The 15,750-nt window shown below is 66.5% G+C and carries 15 protein-coding genes; 11 read left to right on the top strand and 4 right to left on the bottom strand.

Annotation, left to right across the window (positions count from 1 at the left end; translation table 11 throughout):
- From AC1DXV_RS21025 to AC1DXV_RS21015, 3 genes are all read left to right on the top strand, one after another.
- Positions 1 to 991, top strand: a 991-nt coding sequence (locus AC1DXV_RS21025) for a hypothetical protein (RefSeq protein WP_477935366.1), incomplete at its 5' end; no start/stop codon positions are given.
- Positions 988 to 2,037 carry a glycoside hydrolase family 26 protein gene (locus AC1DXV_RS21020; RefSeq protein WP_477935364.1) on the top strand — a complete coding sequence of 350 codons (1,050 nt, stop codon included), beginning with the start codon at positions 988 to 990 and terminating at the stop codon, positions 2,035 to 2,037. The genes AC1DXV_RS21025 and AC1DXV_RS21020, both read left to right, overlap by 4 nt.
- The gene (locus tag AC1DXV_RS21015; RefSeq protein ID WP_477935362.1) at positions 2,034 to 2,738 is read left to right on the top strand and encodes a hypothetical protein; all 705 of its coding nucleotides are present in this window, start codon (positions 2,034 to 2,036) and stop codon (positions 2,736 to 2,738) included. Before AC1DXV_RS21020 ends, AC1DXV_RS21015 begins: the two co-directional genes overlap by 4 nt.
- Here AC1DXV_RS21015 and AC1DXV_RS21010 read toward each other — a convergent pair whose 3' ends face one another.
- Positions 2,739 to 2,960, bottom strand: coding sequence for a helix-turn-helix domain-containing protein (locus AC1DXV_RS21010; protein ID WP_457331889.1), 222 nt, complete (start codon positions 2,958 to 2,960; stop codon positions 2,739 to 2,741).
- A 15-nt stretch (positions 2,961 to 2,975) separates the two neighbouring features.
- The gene (locus AC1DXV_RS21005) at positions 2,976 to 3,539 is read right to left on the bottom strand and encodes a hypothetical protein (RefSeq protein WP_477870036.1); all 564 of its coding nucleotides are present in this window, start codon (positions 3,537 to 3,539) and stop codon (positions 2,976 to 2,978) included.
- 106 nt (positions 3,540 to 3,645) lie between these two features.
- Here AC1DXV_RS21005 and AC1DXV_RS21000 point away from each other — a divergent pair, with 106 nt between their 5' ends.
- Positions 3,646 to 3,891 (top strand): hypothetical protein, encoded by a 246-nt coding sequence (locus tag AC1DXV_RS21000; protein WP_477870037.1) that lies wholly within the window; start codon positions 3,646 to 3,648, stop codon positions 3,889 to 3,891.
- 18 nt (positions 3,892 to 3,909) lie between these two features.
- On the opposite strand, the gene AC1DXV_RS20995 is transcribed toward AC1DXV_RS21000, so the two are convergent.
- Positions 3,910 to 4,812 (bottom strand): amino acid ABC transporter substrate-binding protein, encoded by a 903-nt coding sequence (locus tag AC1DXV_RS20995; RefSeq protein WP_477870038.1) that lies wholly within the window; start codon positions 4,810 to 4,812, stop codon positions 3,910 to 3,912.
- A 385-nt stretch (positions 4,813 to 5,197) separates the two neighbouring features.
- Between AC1DXV_RS20995 and AC1DXV_RS20990 the strand changes: the two genes are divergently transcribed.
- On the top strand, positions 5,198 to 6,619 hold the full coding sequence (locus AC1DXV_RS20990; protein ID WP_477935360.1) for an AbfB domain-containing protein: 1,422 nt from the start codon (positions 5,198 to 5,200) through the stop codon (positions 6,617 to 6,619).
- Between the two features lie 222 nt (positions 6,620 to 6,841).
- On the opposite strand, the gene AC1DXV_RS20985 is transcribed toward AC1DXV_RS20990, so the two are convergent.
- The gene (locus AC1DXV_RS20985; RefSeq protein ID WP_477935358.1) at positions 6,842 to 7,288 is read right to left on the bottom strand and encodes a hypothetical protein; all 447 of its coding nucleotides are present in this window, start codon (positions 7,286 to 7,288) and stop codon (positions 6,842 to 6,844) included.
- A gap of 209 nt (positions 7,289 to 7,497) precedes the next feature.
- On the opposite strand from AC1DXV_RS20985, the gene AC1DXV_RS20980 reads away from it, so the two are divergent.
- The 6 genes from AC1DXV_RS20980 to AC1DXV_RS20955 all read left to right on the top strand — a co-directional run bounded on the left by AC1DXV_RS20980 (position 7,498) and on the right by AC1DXV_RS20955 (position 15,743).
- Positions 7,498 to 9,051, top strand: coding sequence for a glycoside hydrolase (locus AC1DXV_RS20980; protein WP_477869255.1), 1,554 nt, complete (start codon positions 7,498 to 7,500; stop codon positions 9,049 to 9,051).
- Positions 9,052 to 9,068: 17 nt separating this feature from the next.
- Positions 9,069 to 10,721, top strand: coding sequence for an RICIN domain-containing protein (locus tag AC1DXV_RS20975; RefSeq protein WP_477935356.1), 1,653 nt, complete (start codon positions 9,069 to 9,071; stop codon positions 10,719 to 10,721).
- A 56-nt stretch (positions 10,722 to 10,777) separates the two neighbouring features.
- The gene (locus AC1DXV_RS20970) at positions 10,778 to 12,106 is read left to right on the top strand and encodes an endo-1,4-beta-xylanase (RefSeq protein ID WP_477935354.1); all 1,329 of its coding nucleotides are present in this window, start codon (positions 10,778 to 10,780) and stop codon (positions 12,104 to 12,106) included.
- Positions 12,107 to 12,148: 42 nt separating this feature from the next.
- On the top strand, positions 12,149 to 13,672 hold the full coding sequence (locus AC1DXV_RS20965; protein WP_477935352.1) for a non-reducing end alpha-L-arabinofuranosidase family hydrolase: 1,524 nt from the start codon (positions 12,149 to 12,151) through the stop codon (positions 13,670 to 13,672).
- A 75-nt stretch (positions 13,673 to 13,747) separates the two neighbouring features.
- Positions 13,748 to 14,416 carry a hypothetical protein gene (locus AC1DXV_RS20960; RefSeq protein WP_477870614.1) on the top strand — a complete coding sequence of 223 codons (669 nt, stop codon included), beginning with the start codon at positions 13,748 to 13,750 and terminating at the stop codon, positions 14,414 to 14,416.
- Positions 14,417 to 14,750: 334 nt separating this feature from the next.
- Positions 14,751 to 15,743, top strand: a complete 993-nt coding sequence (locus AC1DXV_RS20955; RefSeq protein WP_477935350.1) for a hypothetical protein — start codon at positions 14,751 to 14,753, stop codon at positions 15,741 to 15,743.
- Positions 15,744 to 15,750: the final 7 nt, after the last annotated feature.

The following is a 15,750-nucleotide window of genomic DNA, read 5'->3' as shown; positions in this document are numbered from 1 at the left end:
GCTCGTGCAGACACGCGTGTTCGAGGGCCGGCCCGACCGCCCCGCCGCCAACACGCCGCAGGACGCGGCCCGTGCCGTGCGCATGGCCCGCGCCCGCGGACTGAACGTCAGGATCTGGGAGATCGGCAATGAGCCCGACCTCTTCAGCACCGTGCGCGGCGACCCGAGCTGGACGGTCCAGCGCTATTGCGACGTCTTCCGCGCGCAGGCCGCGGCGATTCGCCGCGAAGACCCGAAGGCCTTGATCGCCGGCCCCGCCGTCTCCGGTGCGCAGCCCGGCGCACCGCTCTTCCTCGAACGCTTCGTCGCGTTGTGCGGCGACGTCGTGGACATGCTCACCTGGCACATCTACCCCACCGAAGGCGACGGCACCGAAGAGGCTGCGCTCGCCACGGTGGTCGAGGTCGACCGCTCGACCGCGCGCTTCTCCGCGTTGTGGAAGGACCGCTCGCGCAACCCGCTCGGCCACAAGCGGAGCATCCGCTTCGGCGTGACGGAGTACGGCCTGTCGTGGCGCACCGATCGGCCGCGCTTCCTGTCCGACCAGGTGGGTGCGATGTGGGCGGCCGAATCGGCCTTGCGCATGGCGCAGCAAGGGGTGAACCTGGCCCACTACTTCGCCTACATGGGCACCGGATTCCACGGGCTGCTGGACACGGGCGGCGTGCCGCGCCCGACCTACTACGGCTTCGGCCTGCTGGGCGAGCTGGATGGCTCCTTCGTCGAAGCGGCGAGCAGCGACTCGATGCTGTGGGCCCATGCGACGAAGAAGGGTTCGCAGCTTCAACTCGTGCTGTTCAACACCCGCACGCAGCCCCAGCCGGTGCGCATCGACGGCCAGGCCGCGCTGACGTTCAAGGACGCACGCTTCTTCGACGCCGGCATCGCGGAAGAGGAGAAGCCGTTGCAGCCGCTCGCCGCGCAGGCGGGACGCACGATCACCCTGCCCGCCCGCTCGATGGCGATCGTCCGGCTGGAGTTGGCACCATGAGGGCCGACCAGCTCCTGCGCCGCCGCCTGCTCGCCGCTTCGGCGCTCGGCGTGGGCCTGCCGGCCTGCGGCGGTGTGCCGAAGAAGGTGTCGAAGCTCGACGACGGCCTGGCCTTGCCGGTCCTCATCGACCGCGACGAGGACGGCAGCCGCGGCATCTTCTTCGGCATCTTCCGCGAGACCGCGTTGCCCGATCTGCTGGACGACGCGCAAGCCGACCTGCGCCGCCAGCCTGCGGCCGCGATGTGGTTCACACGATTCGGCGCGTCGTTCCCGGAGTCGCAGATCCGCTACCTCGCGCAGCGCGGCGTGGCGGCGCAAGTGACCTGGGAGCCCTGGGGCTTCGACAACAGCCCGGTGGCGCTCGCCGACATCGTCGCAGGCAAGTGGGACGCGACCATCGACGCCTGGGCGCAAGGCGCGGCGCGCGTCGACCTCCCCTTCATGCTGCGCGTGGGCCATGAGTTCAATGGCGACTGGTACCCCTGGTGCCTGGGGAAGAACGGCCGCCAGCCCCAGCTCTTCGCGCGGGCCCACCGCCACATCGTCGAGCGCTTTCGGGCGGCCGGCGCAAACAAGGTGCGCTGGGTCTGGTGCTTCAACAACGACAGCACGCCCGCGGAGTCCTGGAACGACCCGCGCGCGGCCTACCCCGGCGACGAGTATGTCGACTGGATCGGCATCGACGGCTACAACTTCGGCACCAGCCAGAGCTGGTCGCACTGGACGCCCTTCAGCCAGGTCTTCGGCCGCGCGGTCGCGATGGCCCGCGAGATCGCGCCGTCCAAGCCCATCGTGCTGGCCGAACTCGGCTGCTCCGAAACCGGCGGCGACAAGGCGGCATGGATCGAGCGCATGTTCAGCGACCTCGAGACGCTGCCCRACGTGCGGGCCTTCACCTGGTTCGACGTCATCAAGGAGACCAGCTGGGCGCTGAGCTCCAGCAACGACAGCTGGCTCGCCGCCATCCATGGCCTTCGCCGCGCGTCCATCCGCGGCAACGGGAACGCGCTGCTGTCCATCACCACCACGAGGAAACCGGCATGAACACCAGAAACGCCGCGGGCCATGCATGGCTCGCCGGAACGATCGTCGCCGCGCTCGCGGCGGGCTGCGCCATGCGGCCCGCGCCGACCAAGGCAAGCGCGGGCGCCGGCGCAGTGCGCACGCCATCGACCGCAGCGGCCGAGCCGGCCGTCGACGGCAGCCGCCTCGTGCTCGCGACCCTGAAGGCCGGCAGCGGGACCGAACAAGGTGCCGCCACCGACGCCTTCGCGTATTCGGAGAAAGCCGGGGACGCCACCGTCGGCAAGCCGGCGGCGGCCGATGGGGTCGCCCGCGTGACCGGGGTCATCTGGCCGCAGAAAGGCAGCACCTGGGCCGGGGTCGGCTTCACTGTCGGCGTGAGCAACGGCGGCAAGCCGATGGACGTCTCGGCCTACAAGACCGTGACGCTGCAACTCGCCGCCAGCACGCCCGGCGTGCTGCGCATCCGCGTGCTCGGCGACGAAAAGGCCGTTCGCGACGCCGGCTGCTACCCCGTCGTGCTGCAGCCGGTCACGCCGGAACTGCGCGAGTACAGCATCCCGCTGGCCAGGTTCGCCTCGGAGTCGTACTGCGGCGCCAATGCGCGCACCATCGCGGTCACGCAGGGCGCCCTGTCGGCGGTGGAAGTGGCCGACGCGAAGGTGGCCGGCGGCAAGCGCGACATCGACTTCCAGGTGGGCCGCATCACGCTGAGCCGCTGATCAGCGGCTCGACTCGCCATCGGGTTTCGAGACGAGAAGGTCTGCAGGCTGACAGTCGAGGTACTCGCAGATCCGCTGCAAGGTGTCGAAGCGCACGCCCTTCACCTTGCCCTGCTTGAGCAGGGACAGGTTGGCTTCGGTGATGCCGACGTACTCGGCCAGGTCCTTCGACTTCACCTTGCGCTCGGCGAGCATGATGTCGAGCCGGACGACGATGGGCACGGTGGGCGTCTCGCTTCAGACGATCTGCGCGTGCTCGTCGGCAAGTTCGGCAGCTTGCGTCATGACGTGCGCGATCTGCCAGACCATGCCTGCGAACAGCAGCATCAGCAATTCGCTGGAGCCGATCGTCAACCCGAGTGAGCGTTGGCCGGGAGGCGCGCCCAGCGTGAGAAGCACGCTGATCAGCGCCGACGACACGAGCCCGCCAAGCGCTGCGGCAAACATGCCGACCGCGAAGCCGCGCAGGTGTCGCACCGTGCCCAGGCTGAAGGTTTCGCCGCGCGCGAAACCGAGGAAACAAAGGCGCGCACGGAACAGGCCGTAGGCCATCGCACATGCCGGCAGCATGCCTGCCAGCACAGCCAGGCCAGCCTGCCACCCCGCGATCTGCAAACCGGGCTGAGCTGCCGGAAATGCCGACGTGCCGCCCAATCGCGCCAGCCAGATCTCGGGCGGTGTCGTGCACAACCCGTAGAGCGTGAGTGCCGGAATGGCAATCACCATCGCGAGGCATGCGAGCGCAAGCAACGCGTTGAGCCGCGCGCCGACCGGCGGAATTGCGCTTGGCGAACTCTTCATGCAGACCCCTTGTCGAGGGTCTCAGTTTGCCATATATTTCTGTAAAACAATAATAAAACAATGCGAAACAGAAATTTTCTCAACGAACTGAGCACAAGGAAATGGCATGCTGAATCGTCGTGCTGTCTGCATCACATTGGTCTTGCTGGCCGGGTGCGCGGACGTCAACTGGGAGCGCGCCTTCTACGAAGGCCAGCGCAACACGGCGCAGCAATGCCGGCTGAGTCGAAAGCCGGCCGACCCGCCCTGCCCGGTGCTTCCCGAGTTCGCCAACTATGAAAAGGAGCGCGCACGCGCGGCGGGTACCGAGCCCGCCGAGCCTGGGCGGCCCGCTGAGACACCCCGGCAATGAAAGGCCTGGCGCCCGGCGTCAGAGGGAGAAGCCGAGCAGCGCCGCCACGCCAGCCTCCTTGTTGGGGCGCGTGAAGCCGTCGCGCGTCAGCCGGCTCATCCTGATCGTCAGCGTGTCGGTCATGAACCACTTGTCGTACAGCGCGTTGATCTCGCCACTCGCGTAGAGGCGCATCAAGCTGCGGTCCACCGCCGCCAGCAAGACCTTGTCACCCTTTCGGACCATCACCGCATAGGGCTCGACCGAGAGGGCCAGGGCGCTCACCTCGAGCGAATCGAGCGCGCGGTCGGCGGACACCAGGCCGAGCAGCAACGAGTCGTCCTGCGGGAAGGCCCGCGCCCGGCCTTCCTTCAGCGCCTGGTATGCCTCTGCATTGCTGGTGTACGACTGGAATTGCGCACGCAGCTCTCCGTCGCCCAGTTGCTTGAACAGCTTCTCCGAGGTCGTGCCCTTGATGAGCGCGATCGGCAGCCCGTTCAGGTCCTTCACCGTGTTGACCTGGATGCTCCTGGACGTGAGAACGCGCATCGAGGCCACGAAGAACGAGTAGCTGAAATCGACCTTCTGCTGGCGCGCCTGGGTGTTGGTCGTCGACCCGCATTCGAGGTCGATCTCGCCGGCCTGCAGCTTGGGAATGCGCTCCGCGCCGCTGACGACCTTGAACTGCACCTTGAGTTCGCCGAGCTTCAGCTCGCGCTTGATCTCCTCGACGGCGTTCATGCACAGGTCGACCGAGTAGCCGACCGGCTGCTTCTGCGCGTTCAGGAACGAGAAAGGCCGGGCCGATTCGCGCACGCCGATGGTGATGGCCCGGCTGTCGCGGATCCGGGTCATGGTGTCGCCGTGGGATTGCGACCACGCAGCGCCGCTGCAACCCAGCAGCAGCAGGCACGACAACACGCGAGGCTGAAATGAAGACATGACCCGGACTCCTCCAAAAGCCCGGAGTCTGGAACTCGCCGTCACCGAAGAAATGATCGCCTCTCGATCGAATCATGATCTCTGACACCGCGCCGCCCTGCGTGAGGAATATCTCCGGATGCGCCGCATCGCCGAGCGCCTGTTCAATGCCCTCACCCGCTCTTCCCTACCTTGTTTCTCGAGCGGAGTCCTCACCGGGTCGCGATGGCGTGTCGGGGTATTCACGGGAATATCCAATCCGGTATCGAAGCGCGCCGAGAAGAGATTGGACCGTGCACYCACACCTCCATAGCATCGCCCCCCGCGATCTTGCCGATTGAGCGAGGCGCAACGGGCCCGTCACGTCGTGACGGCTGCTTTTTTCCGCGGAGACAGGAGTTCACTGGTGAAGACATTTCTGAGATCGATTCGATCGGCGGTTGCTGCCGGCTTTCTCGCCGCTGCGTTCAGCGGTGCACAGGCGCAATCGGCGGGCTACCTGCTGGTTCATTTCACGGGCGAGTCTGCGCAAGGCGAGCAGACCTACATGTCGGTCAGCACCGACGGCATGCATTGGTCGGACCTGAACAACAGCCAGCCGGTGCTGATGTCGACCGTGGGCGAGAAAGGCGTGCGCGACCACTCCATCGTGCGCTCGCCCGACGGTTCCAGGTACTGGATCCTCGCCACGGACCTGCGCATCGCCAGCGGCAAGGGCTGGGATGCCGCGATGCACCACGCCAGCACCAAGCTGGTCATCTGGGAATCGACGGACCTCGTGCACTGGTCCGAGCCGCGCCTGGTCGACGTGGCCGGCGCCATCCCGAACGCGGGTTGCGCCTGGGCGCCCGAAGCCATCTGGGATCCGGCATCGAACGCCTACATCGTGTACTGGGCCACCATCTCGCCGCTCAACGGCATCGACAAGCCGCGCATCTACTACGCGAAGACGACCGACTTCCGCAGCTTCACCGCGCCGCAGATGTACATCGACCGGCCCGGCACGCAAGGCATCATCGACACGCAGATCATCGAGGTCGCGGGCAGCGTCGGCGGCTTCAGGTACGTGCGTGCCTCCGGAGACGGCCAGATCACGCTCGAAGGCAGCCAGTCGGTGCTGGGCGCGTGGACGACCCTGGGCGACCTGTCGCAGATCGGCCTGACGGGCAGCATGGTCGAAGGCCCCATCCTCTTCAAGTTCAACAACGAGAACAAGTGGGGCCTGTGGGTCGACCAGTACGCTGCGGGCAAGGGCTACCTGCCGCTGACGTCGATCAACATGGGCAGTGCGCAGAACTGGCAGATCGCGTCGACGGGTTCGTACGACCTGGGTTCGGACCGCAAGCGGCATGGCGGCATCCTGAACCTGAGCGCCGCAGAGATGAGCCGCGTGAACGCACAGTGGGGAGGCGCCACGCCCATCAACCGGATGCAGTCCTCCAATTTTCCGGATCGGTACGTGCGGCATTCGAGCTTCGCGGTGCRCATCGATCCGAACGTCTCGCCGCTGGATGATTCGAAGTTCCGGATGGTGAAGGGGCTGGCGAACAACGCGGGCTACGTTTCCTTCGCCTCGGTGAACTTCCCGGGCTACTACTTGCGGCACAAGGACTTCGTCTTCGAACTCGCGCCGTATGACGGATCGCCGCAGTTCGCCGCGGACGCCACGTTCAAGCAGGTGCCGGGGCTGGCCGACACGAGCGCCAGTTCCTTCCAGGCGTACAGCGACTCGACCCGCTACATCCGCCACTACGCCTACGTGCTGCGCCTGGATCTCGTCAAGAACCAGACCGACCGCAGCGACGCGACGTTTCATGTGATCCCCTGACGCAGGTGAAGCACCCACCCGATTCGATGTAAATCGGGTGGGCTGAACTTGCATCCTGTTGCACTGCGTCTCGCTGCGCCAACGACCCCGCGTGGCCTCCGTCGATTCCGCAAGTTTCGTCATCTTTCCTGCCATCGCGACTCAGACACTAGCGCCGAAATCGAGGGCGCCGCATGTCGAATGAGATGGGCGCGCCGCACTTACTTTGACGCAACAGGATCTTCACGATGAGCATGCCAAACCAAGGCCCCAGACGCGCCAACGCGACGAGCGCATTGCTGTGCGCCATGGTGCTGTCTGCCTGCGGGGGAGGCCACGACTCGGACACCGCGGCACCTGTTGGGTCGGCACCTGCGCCTGCGCCTGCGCCTGCACCTGCACCTGCACCTGCACCTGCACCTGCACCTGCACCTGCACCTGCACCTGCACCTGCACCTGCACCTGCACCTGCACCTGCACCTGCACCTGCACCTGCACCTGCACCTGCACCTGCACCTGCACCTGCGCCCGCACCTGCACCTGCGCCCGCACCTGCACCTGCACCTGCACCTGCACCCGCACCTGCACCTGCGCCCGCACCCGCACCTGCACCTGCACCTGCGCCTGCGCCTGCGCCTGCGCCTGCGCCTGCACCTGCACCTGCACCTGCACCTGCACCTGCASCTGCACCTGCGCCTGCGGCACAAATCACCTGGCCCGATCCAGCGGCCATCGACTGGGGAACGGCACTCAGCACGGCCCAGCTGAACGCGAAATCGAGCATCCCGGGCACGTTTGCCTATTCACCCGCCATTGGCGCGAAGCCCGAGGTCGGCGTCCAGACGCTGTCGCTCACGTTCACGCCGCAGGACAAGACGAAGTACCCGACGAGCACCGTCGTGCGCAAGCTGACGGTCCACAAGGCCCAGCCGCCGGTCCGGTGGGATCTCCCCGCTGCCGTGCTCCAGGGGACCGCGCTCACGCCCGCGCAGATCACCACCGCGCCCTACGCGATCTACGGCGTCCAGGGCACTGCCGATCCGGCCTCCTACATGACCGACGACGGCAAGCCCCTGGGCAGCGCCACCACGGCCGCCGCCGGGACCGCCCTCGTCCAGGCCACGTTCGTGCCGAAGGACAGCGCGCACTACATCTCGTCGGTCATCAGCACCACCCTGACCATCGCGCCGGCCCCGGCCGCGGCGGCCATCGACTTCGGCGATGCGAAGCAGACCATCCAGGGCTTCGGCGGCTCGGCGGCCTGGTACTACAGCAAGATGTCGGACGAGCGCCTGAACGTCCTGTTCGGCACCAGCACCGCCGACAGCCTGGGGCTGAACATCATCCGGCTGCGCATCGCGCCGGCGAACTGGAACGCCTCGGCCAAGACCGCCGACACCACGCAATGGACTGCCGAGCTGGAGAACGGCATCGGTGCCCAGGCGCGAGGAGCCATCGTCTTCGCTTCGCCGTGGTCGCCGCCGGCGAGCATGAAGATCATCAACACGGAACGCACCAACCCGCTCTACAGCGGGCGCCTCGACCCCGCGATGTACGCGGACTACGCCCAGTACCTGAACGCCTACGTCCGCTATGCCGCCACGCGCAATGTGAAGCTCTACGCCGTCTCGCTGCAGAACGAGCCGGACTGGGACCCGAAGGACTACGAGTCCTGCCTGTGGAACGCCGACGAGATGACGGCCTGGGTCGGCGGCTACGGGGCGACGGCCATTGCCGGCACCACCACCAAGCTGATGGCGGCGGAATCGTTCTACTACTCGCAGGCCACCACCGACACGCTGCTGGCCGACACCAAGGCGGCCAGCAACCTCTCGATCGTCGGCGGCCACCTCTACGGCGGCACGCCGAACTATTCCAGCGCGGCCAAGAAGCTGGGGAAAGAGGTCTGGATGACCGAGCACTTCCTGGACTCCGTCAACAAATCGGACTCCAAGTCGTCATGGTCGACCAGCATCGACGACGCCATCGCGATGGCCAAGGAAGTGCATGACGGCCTGACGCTGTCGCAGTACAACGCCTACGTCCATTGGTGGCTCGTCAACTCCAACGACGCGACGCCGACCGGCCTGATCGGCACGAACAACAAGCCGACCTACTTCGGCATCGGGCTGAAGCATTTCTCGTACTTCATCCGTCCGGGCTACGTCCGCTACGACGCGACGGCGCTCCCGCAGAAGGGTGTCCGCGTCTCGGCGTTCGGCACTCCCCCCGGCGCAGCCGACAGCAAGGCCGTGGTCGTGCTCGTGAACGAGAACGCGGCCGACGTCACCCTGACGACGTCGATCGCCCCCGCCGGCCGCGCGCTGACCAGCCTGACGCCGTACCGCACCACCGGGACCGTCACGTTCGCGCAACAGCCCGCGATCGGCGTCAGTGCGAACACCTTCTCCATTTCGCTGCCGGCCAAGAGCATCACGACGCTGGTGAACTGAAAAAAGCAGATCAAGACATGACACTCGACAAGCAAAAMAATTCAAGCGCTTCCGCGGCCGGCACCGGCCGCATCGTGCTGCGAACGCTGGCCGGCGTGGCGCTCGGAGCCTTGGCGTCGTTTGCCGCCCATGCCGGCAACTGCGCGGACGCACCGGTCAGCGGCAAGACCTACACCATCGTCAATGAAGCAAGCGGCCTCGCACTCGACGTGCTGGGCTGGTCCAGGGACGACGGCGCCGACATCATCCAGTACCAGTCGAACGGCGCGGCCAACCAGCAATGGAAGCTCACCCAGGTGGCCGACGGATCGTGGTCGCTGCGGCCGGTGCACAGCGAGAAGGCGCTGGACGTCTACGGCTGGCAGACCGGCGACAACACGCCCCTCAGGCAGTGGGCCTACAAGAGCACCGCCAACCAGCTGTTCGCGCTGCGCGGCGCGGGCAGCGGCGCGGTCAACATCGTCTCGAGCTACTCGGGCAAGCTCGTGACCGTCGGTGACGGCAATGCCTTGTCGAAGATCTACCAGGACGCCGACAGGTCGTCRGCGAAGCAGCGCTGGTACCTGAACCCGGTCGACGGAAAATGCGCCGGGACGGCGAGCGGCAGTTTCGGCACCTTCATGGGCCAGACCCGGCTGCTGATCGGCGCACAGATGGACGACTCGAGCGCAGCAGCGGCCCCCTTCGACGTGCGCTACTCCTATCTCGCCAGCCTGCCGGTTCCCGACGACGCCTACCTGAAGGCGTGTCCGAGCACCCAGATGAACTGGTGGGCCTGCTGGGACAACACGCACGCGCCGGCAACGCAGCTGCGCAACAGCATCGCCGCGAACAAGGCCGCGACCTGGCAGAACGCGGCCCGCCCGCGCGTGCCGATGTTCACGTACTACGTGATGAAGTCGGCCGCGGGCTACCAGGAAGGCGAGGCCGAGCTGGCGGCGATGAACGATGCCGCAACGCTCAAGCGCTACCTCACCGACTGGCGCTTCCTGCTGCAGACGATCGGCAAGGAACGCGTGATCCTGCAGATCGAGCCCGACCTGTGGGGCTTCGTGCGCGGCAGGAACAAGGATCCGCATGCCGTGCCGGCCCAGGTGGCAGCCGCCAATCCCACCGACTGCGCCCAGCAGGAGAACAGTGCCGCGGGCCTCGGCCGCTGCATGATCGCGATGGCACGCCAGTACGCACCGAACGCGGCTGTCGGCCTGCATGCCTCGTCGTGGAACCACACCGAGAGCGGCAACGCCGAGGAGATCGGCAAGTACATGCTGGCCCTGGGCGCCGGCAGCGGCGACTTCGTGACCACCGACCCCGCCGACCGCGATGCGGGTTGGTACAAGGCCACCTACAACAAGGACACCTTCTGGACCGACCAGAGCTTCGCGGCCTACCTGGCCTGGAGCAAGAAGCTGGCCGAGGTCGTCGGCAAGTCCACCGTGATGTGGCAGGTTCCGCTCGGCAACTCGCAGCAGAACAACACGACCAACCACTGGCAGGACAACAAGGTGGACTACCTCTTCAACAACCTCGACAAGGTGGCTGACGCGCACATTGCCGGGCTGTTCTTCGGTGCCGGTGACACGCCCCAGACATCGCCGGAAACCGATGGTGGCCGACTGCTCGGCTGGACGCAGGGCTACGACAAGAAGGGCGGCGTGGGGCTGCGCTGATGCGCATTCGCGCCGCTGTCAATCCGATCCGTTCAACACTTCAAGGGAGACGAACAATGAACACCTCACGCACCTTCAAGGCCATGCGCCGCGCCACGATCTGCACCACGGCAGCCCTCGGCCTGCTGGGTTCAGCCGGCCTGGCGCACGCGCAGATTGCCGTCGGCAAGCCCAAGTTCCTCGGCAACATCATTGCCGGCAATCCGCCGGCCAACTTCAGCACCTACTGGAACCAGGTCTCGCCGGAGAACGCCGGCAAATGGGAGTCGGTGGAGCCGGTGCGCGGCCAGATGAACTGGAGCCAGCTCGACGCCGCCTACAACTACGCGCGCTCCAACGGTTTTCCGTTCAAGCAGCACACCTTCGTGTGGGGTTCGCAGGCGCCGAACTGGATCGACGGGCTGAGCGCGCCGCAGCAAGCCGCCGAAGTCGAGGATTTCATGCGCCAGTACTGCCAGCGCTACCCGCAGACGCAATACATCGACGTGGTCAACGAGCCGCTGCACCAACCGGCCAGCTACCGCGAGGCCCTCGGCGGCGCGGGCTCGACCGGCTGGGACTGGATCGTCTGGTCGTTCCAGAAGGCCCGCCAGCACTGCCCCAACGCCAAGCTCCTGATCAACGAGTACGGGATCATCAACGACGCCAATGCGCTGAACCGCTACAAGGGCATCGTCAACATCCTGAAGTCGCGCGGCTTGATCGACGGCGTCGGCATCCAGACGCACTACTTCAGCATCGACAACCTGGCGCCGGCCACGATCACGCAGAACCTGGACACGCTGGCCCAGGCCGGCGTGCCGATCTACGTGTCGGAGCTGGACATGACCGGTGACGACGCCACGCAGCTGGCGCGCTACCAGCAGAAGTTCCCGCTGCTGTGGACGCACCCGGGCGTCGCGGGCGTCACGCTGTGGGGCTACATCGAAGGCCAGACCTGGGTGGCCAACTCGCACCTCGTGCGCCGCGACGGCAGCGAGCGGCCAGCGCTGACCTGGCTCGGCAACTACGTGCGCAGCAACACCGGCGGCGGTGGCGGCGGCACGCCGGGCAAGTCCATCGTCGTGCGTGCACGCGGAACCTCGGGCCAGGAGCGCGTGACCCTGCGCGTCGGCGGCACCGTGGTGCAGAGCTGGACGCTCGGCAAGACCATGACCAACTACACGTTCACGACCAGCCTGTCGGGTGGCAGCACCGTGGAGTTCAGCAACGACGCCGCCGGCCGCGACGTGCAGGTCGACTACCTGAGCGTGAACGGCAGCGTGCGGCAGGCCGAGAACCAGACCTACAACACCGGCGTGTACCAGAACGGCCGGTGCGGCGGCGGCAGCGGCCGCAGCGAATGGCTGCATTGCAACGGCGCCATCGGCTTCGGCGACCTGTGAGCCCCTGCCTCATCTGAACGGAGACCTGTCATGAAGAACACGATGAAACTTCGCAAAGTTCTGTCGACGCTGGCGGCCTTCGTGCTGCCGGCGCTCACCCTGGGGGCCGCGGTCCCGGCACACGCCGCCATCACGGTGGACGGCAACGCCTGGTACACCCTCGTCAACGTCAACAGCGGCAAGGCGCTCGACCTCTACAACTGGATGACCGGCGACGGCGCCGAGTTCCGCCAGTGGAGCCGGCACGACGGCGCCAACCAGCAGTTCCAGCTGGTCAGTTCCGGCAACGGCTACTACCGGCTCAAGAACAGGCACTCGGGCAAGGTCGTCGACGTGTGGAACCTCTCGACGGCCGACGGGGCCGCCGTCAACCAGTACACCGACCATGACGGCAACAACCAGCAGTGGCAACTGGTCGGCGCCGACAACAACGCGGTGCGCTTCATCAACCGCAATTCGGGCAAGGCGCTCGAAGTCGCCGGCGCGTCGACCGCCGATGGCGGCGACGTCACCCAGTACACCGACTACAGCGGCCGCAACCAGACCTGGGCGCTCGTGCCCGTCGGCGCCACCACGCCGCCGCCCGGCGGCGGAACCGGCAACGTGGCGCTGCCGTCCAGCTTCCGCTGGACCTCGAGCGCAGCGCTGATGGTGGCCAAGCCGGCCGCGCAGTTCCCGGAAGTGGCGATCAAGGATCCGTCGGTCGTGTACTACAACGGCCTGTGGCACGTGTTCTCCACCCAGGCCAAGGGCAATGGGTGGGGCCTGGAGTACCGCTCGTTCCCGGATTGGTCGAACGCTGGGGCAGCCACGCCCTACTTCCTCGACTCCACCGCGATCGGCGGCGGGTACCGGGCAGCGCCGTTCGTGTTCTTCCACGCGCCTTCGCGGCTGTGGTACCTGGTGTTCCAGAACGGCAACGCCGCCTACTCGACCAACCCCGACATCGGCAACCCGGGTGGGTGGAGCGCGCTGAAGACCTTCTACGGCAGCGTGCCGCAGATCGTCCAGCAGAACACCGCTGGCGGCAACGGCAACTGGCTGGACTTTGCCGTGGCCTGCGATGCAGCCGACTGCCACCTGTTCTCCGCCGGCGACAACGGGCAGATCTACCGCTCGCAGACCACGCTCGCGAACTTCCCGAACGGCTTCGGCAACACGGTGATCGCGCTGCAGGATGCCGACCGCAACAAGGTCTTCGAAGCACCCCAGGTCTACAAGGTGCGCGAGACCGGGCAGTACCTGCTCATCGTCGAGGCCATCGGCAGCGGCGGCCGGTACTTCCGCTCGTGGACCGCGAGCAGCCTGGGCGGCGCCTGGACGCCGCTGGCCGCGAGCGAGTCCAGCCCGTTCGCCGGCGACGCCAACGTGAGCTTCCCGACCGGCAAGTGGAGCCAGGGCATCAGCCACGGCGAGATCCTGCGCACCGGGTATGACCAGAACGTCGAGGTCAGCGCCTGCAACATGCGCTTCCTCTACCAGGGGCTGACGCCTGGGGCGAAGGACAGCTACGAGAAGCTGCCGTACCGCCTCGGCGTGCTCACGCAGACCAACTCGCCTTGCTGATCTGTCCCGCGAAAACCCGTGAAATGCTCACGGGTGCCAGTACCGTTCAACCATTGATCATTTTTCGATCATGCATTGGATCCGAAGGCTGCCCACACTGCCGATGTGATGACAACGGCGGGTGTGCGATCGATGGTTCCACTTCAGTTCCGGCCGCTGCTGAGGCCGTTTCTCTTCATGGCGCGCATCCTCTTCAGCGACTTGAAACTGGAACGCGACGGACGGGACTTTCACATCCGCATCGCCGCGGCCCCACCCGATGCCGAACCGCAGGCGCTGAGCGAAGCGGCCATCGCCGAAGCGGCGCCGTTGCGGGCCGCGCTCAAGGCATTGCTCGATTCGCATCCCCAGGCCCGCAAGGTGCTGCGCCACCTCCGGTACGTCGAACGTGCGCTGGCCACCCAAGGCCTCGCCGCGCTGGCAGGAATACCTGTCGACGTCCTGGCGGTTGCGCTGGGCCAGCTGGATTCGATCGCCTCCGACGGGTCGAACCGTCACCTCGCAGATCTGCGTTCGAAGATGGCCCTCGCGGTGCTGGCCCGTCCGGAGGATCCGCTCGACGGCCCGAACGGCGATCGGCTGTCCGATTTCGCGACGGATTCCCGGCTGATGGTCGGAGATGCCTCCCACTCGGTGTTCATGGAGCTCGAGCGGCAATACCAGGCATTACTTCCGCCGGAGGCGATCCGCGCTTCGCTCGATGCGTCGACTCCGCAAGTTTCGTCAGCTTTCCCGACATCGTGACTCACACACTGGCAGAAATCGAGGGCACCTCATGTCGAATGAGATGGGCGCGCCGCACCTACTTTGACGCAACAGGATCTTCACGATGAGCATGCCAAGCCAACGCCCCAGACTCGCCACGGCGACAAGCGCACTGCTGTGCGCCATGGTGCTGTCTGCCTGCGGCGGAGACCGTGATTCGGGCACCGCTGCAGCACCGGTCGGGTCAGCACCTTCGCCCGCACCCGCACCCGGACCTTCGCCTGCGCCTTCGCCCGCACCTTCGATCACGACAGCCCTCGGCAAGCCCGGCCGGCTCCTCGTGGGCCTCGGCGCGGCCAGTMCTWTCGCGGACATGAAGGCCCAGCAGATCRCTCCGGACATCATCGATACCTATCTCGTGGCGGTCRCGGGTTTCAACTCTGGCGGCGGTAACGCATGGCCTCAATGGCAATACAACTATCCGGACGGTGGCGTCATAACGGTCTTCTCCAACGACGTCGCGGCCATGGGCGCCGTRCCGATGTTCACCCTGTTCCAGATGCCTTCCCTGCGGGGTGGCGACGTCACCGTCATCAACGACGCGCCGTTCATGGCCGCCTACTGGGCGCAAGTCAAGTTGATGTACCAGAAGATCGCCGAGACCAACCGCCCCACCCTGGTCAACCTCGAGCCTGACTTCTGGGGCTTCGCCCAGGGCGGTGCACCCGGCGGCGACCCGGCGAAGTTGCCGGCGCGCGTGAGCACGGTGCCGGAATGCGCCAGCSAACCGGAYACGGCCGTCGGCGTCGTCGGTTGCCTGCTGAAGCTCGGGCGGACGTACGCGCCCAAGGCGAGGATGGGCTTCCCCCCGTCGTTGTGGTCGGGGGATCCAAACGCCACCGGCRCYTTCATGGCCAAACTCGGTGCAGACAAGGCCGACTTCATCGTGGCGCAGACGAGCGATCGCGATGCGGGTTGCTTTGAAGACCCGAACCCCGTGCCAAATTGTGCGAATCGCGGCCCCGGCCCGTTCTACCTGGACGAGAACAACGTCACCACACCGAATTTCAACCAGGGCATCAACGATTGGAGCATCGTGCGAAGCCACCTGGGCGGCCTGCCGATCCTGTACTGGCAGACCCCCATGGGCGTGCCCTCGACGACGCCCGGCGGAACGCCGAAGCACTATCGGGACAACCACGTCCAGTACATGCTGACGCATACRACGCAGTACGCGGGCAACGGCACATTCGCGATCGTCTTCAGTCCCGGGGACGACACGTCGGCGGACATCACGAACGACGGCGGCCAGTTCGCGCGCCTGTCCAAGGCCTACCTGGCCAACCCCGCTCCGTTTCCCCGCTGAGCTCGAC

The organism is Rhizobacter sp. P3_C12 (assembly GCF_056402735.1).
This window is presented reverse-complemented; position numbering and strand designations above follow the sequence as displayed.

Excerpts from the sequence above, each read along its gene's own strand:
- AC1DXV_RS21015 (WP_477935362.1), top strand. The coding sequence starts at position 2,034 with ATGAACACCAGAAACGCCGCGGGCCATGCATGGCTCGCCGGAACGATC.
- AC1DXV_RS21005 (WP_477870036.1), bottom strand. The coding sequence starts at position 3,539 with ATGAAGAGTTCGCCAAGCGCAATTCCGCCGGTCGGCGCGCGGCTCAAC.
- AC1DXV_RS21000 (WP_477870037.1), top strand. The coding sequence starts at position 3,646 with ATGCTGAATCGTCGTGCTGTCTGCATCACATTGGTCTTGCTGGCCGGG.
- AC1DXV_RS20995 (WP_477870038.1), bottom strand. The coding sequence starts at position 4,812 with ATGTCTTCATTTCAGCCTCGCGTGTTGTCGTGCCTGCTGCTGCTGGGT.
- AC1DXV_RS20970 (WP_477935354.1), top strand. The coding sequence starts at position 10,778 with ATGAACACCTCACGCACCTTCAAGGCCATGCGCCGCGCCACGATCTGC.
- AC1DXV_RS20965 (WP_477935352.1), top strand. The coding sequence starts at position 12,149 with ATGAAACTTCGCAAAGTTCTGTCGACGCTGGCGGCCTTCGTGCTGCCG.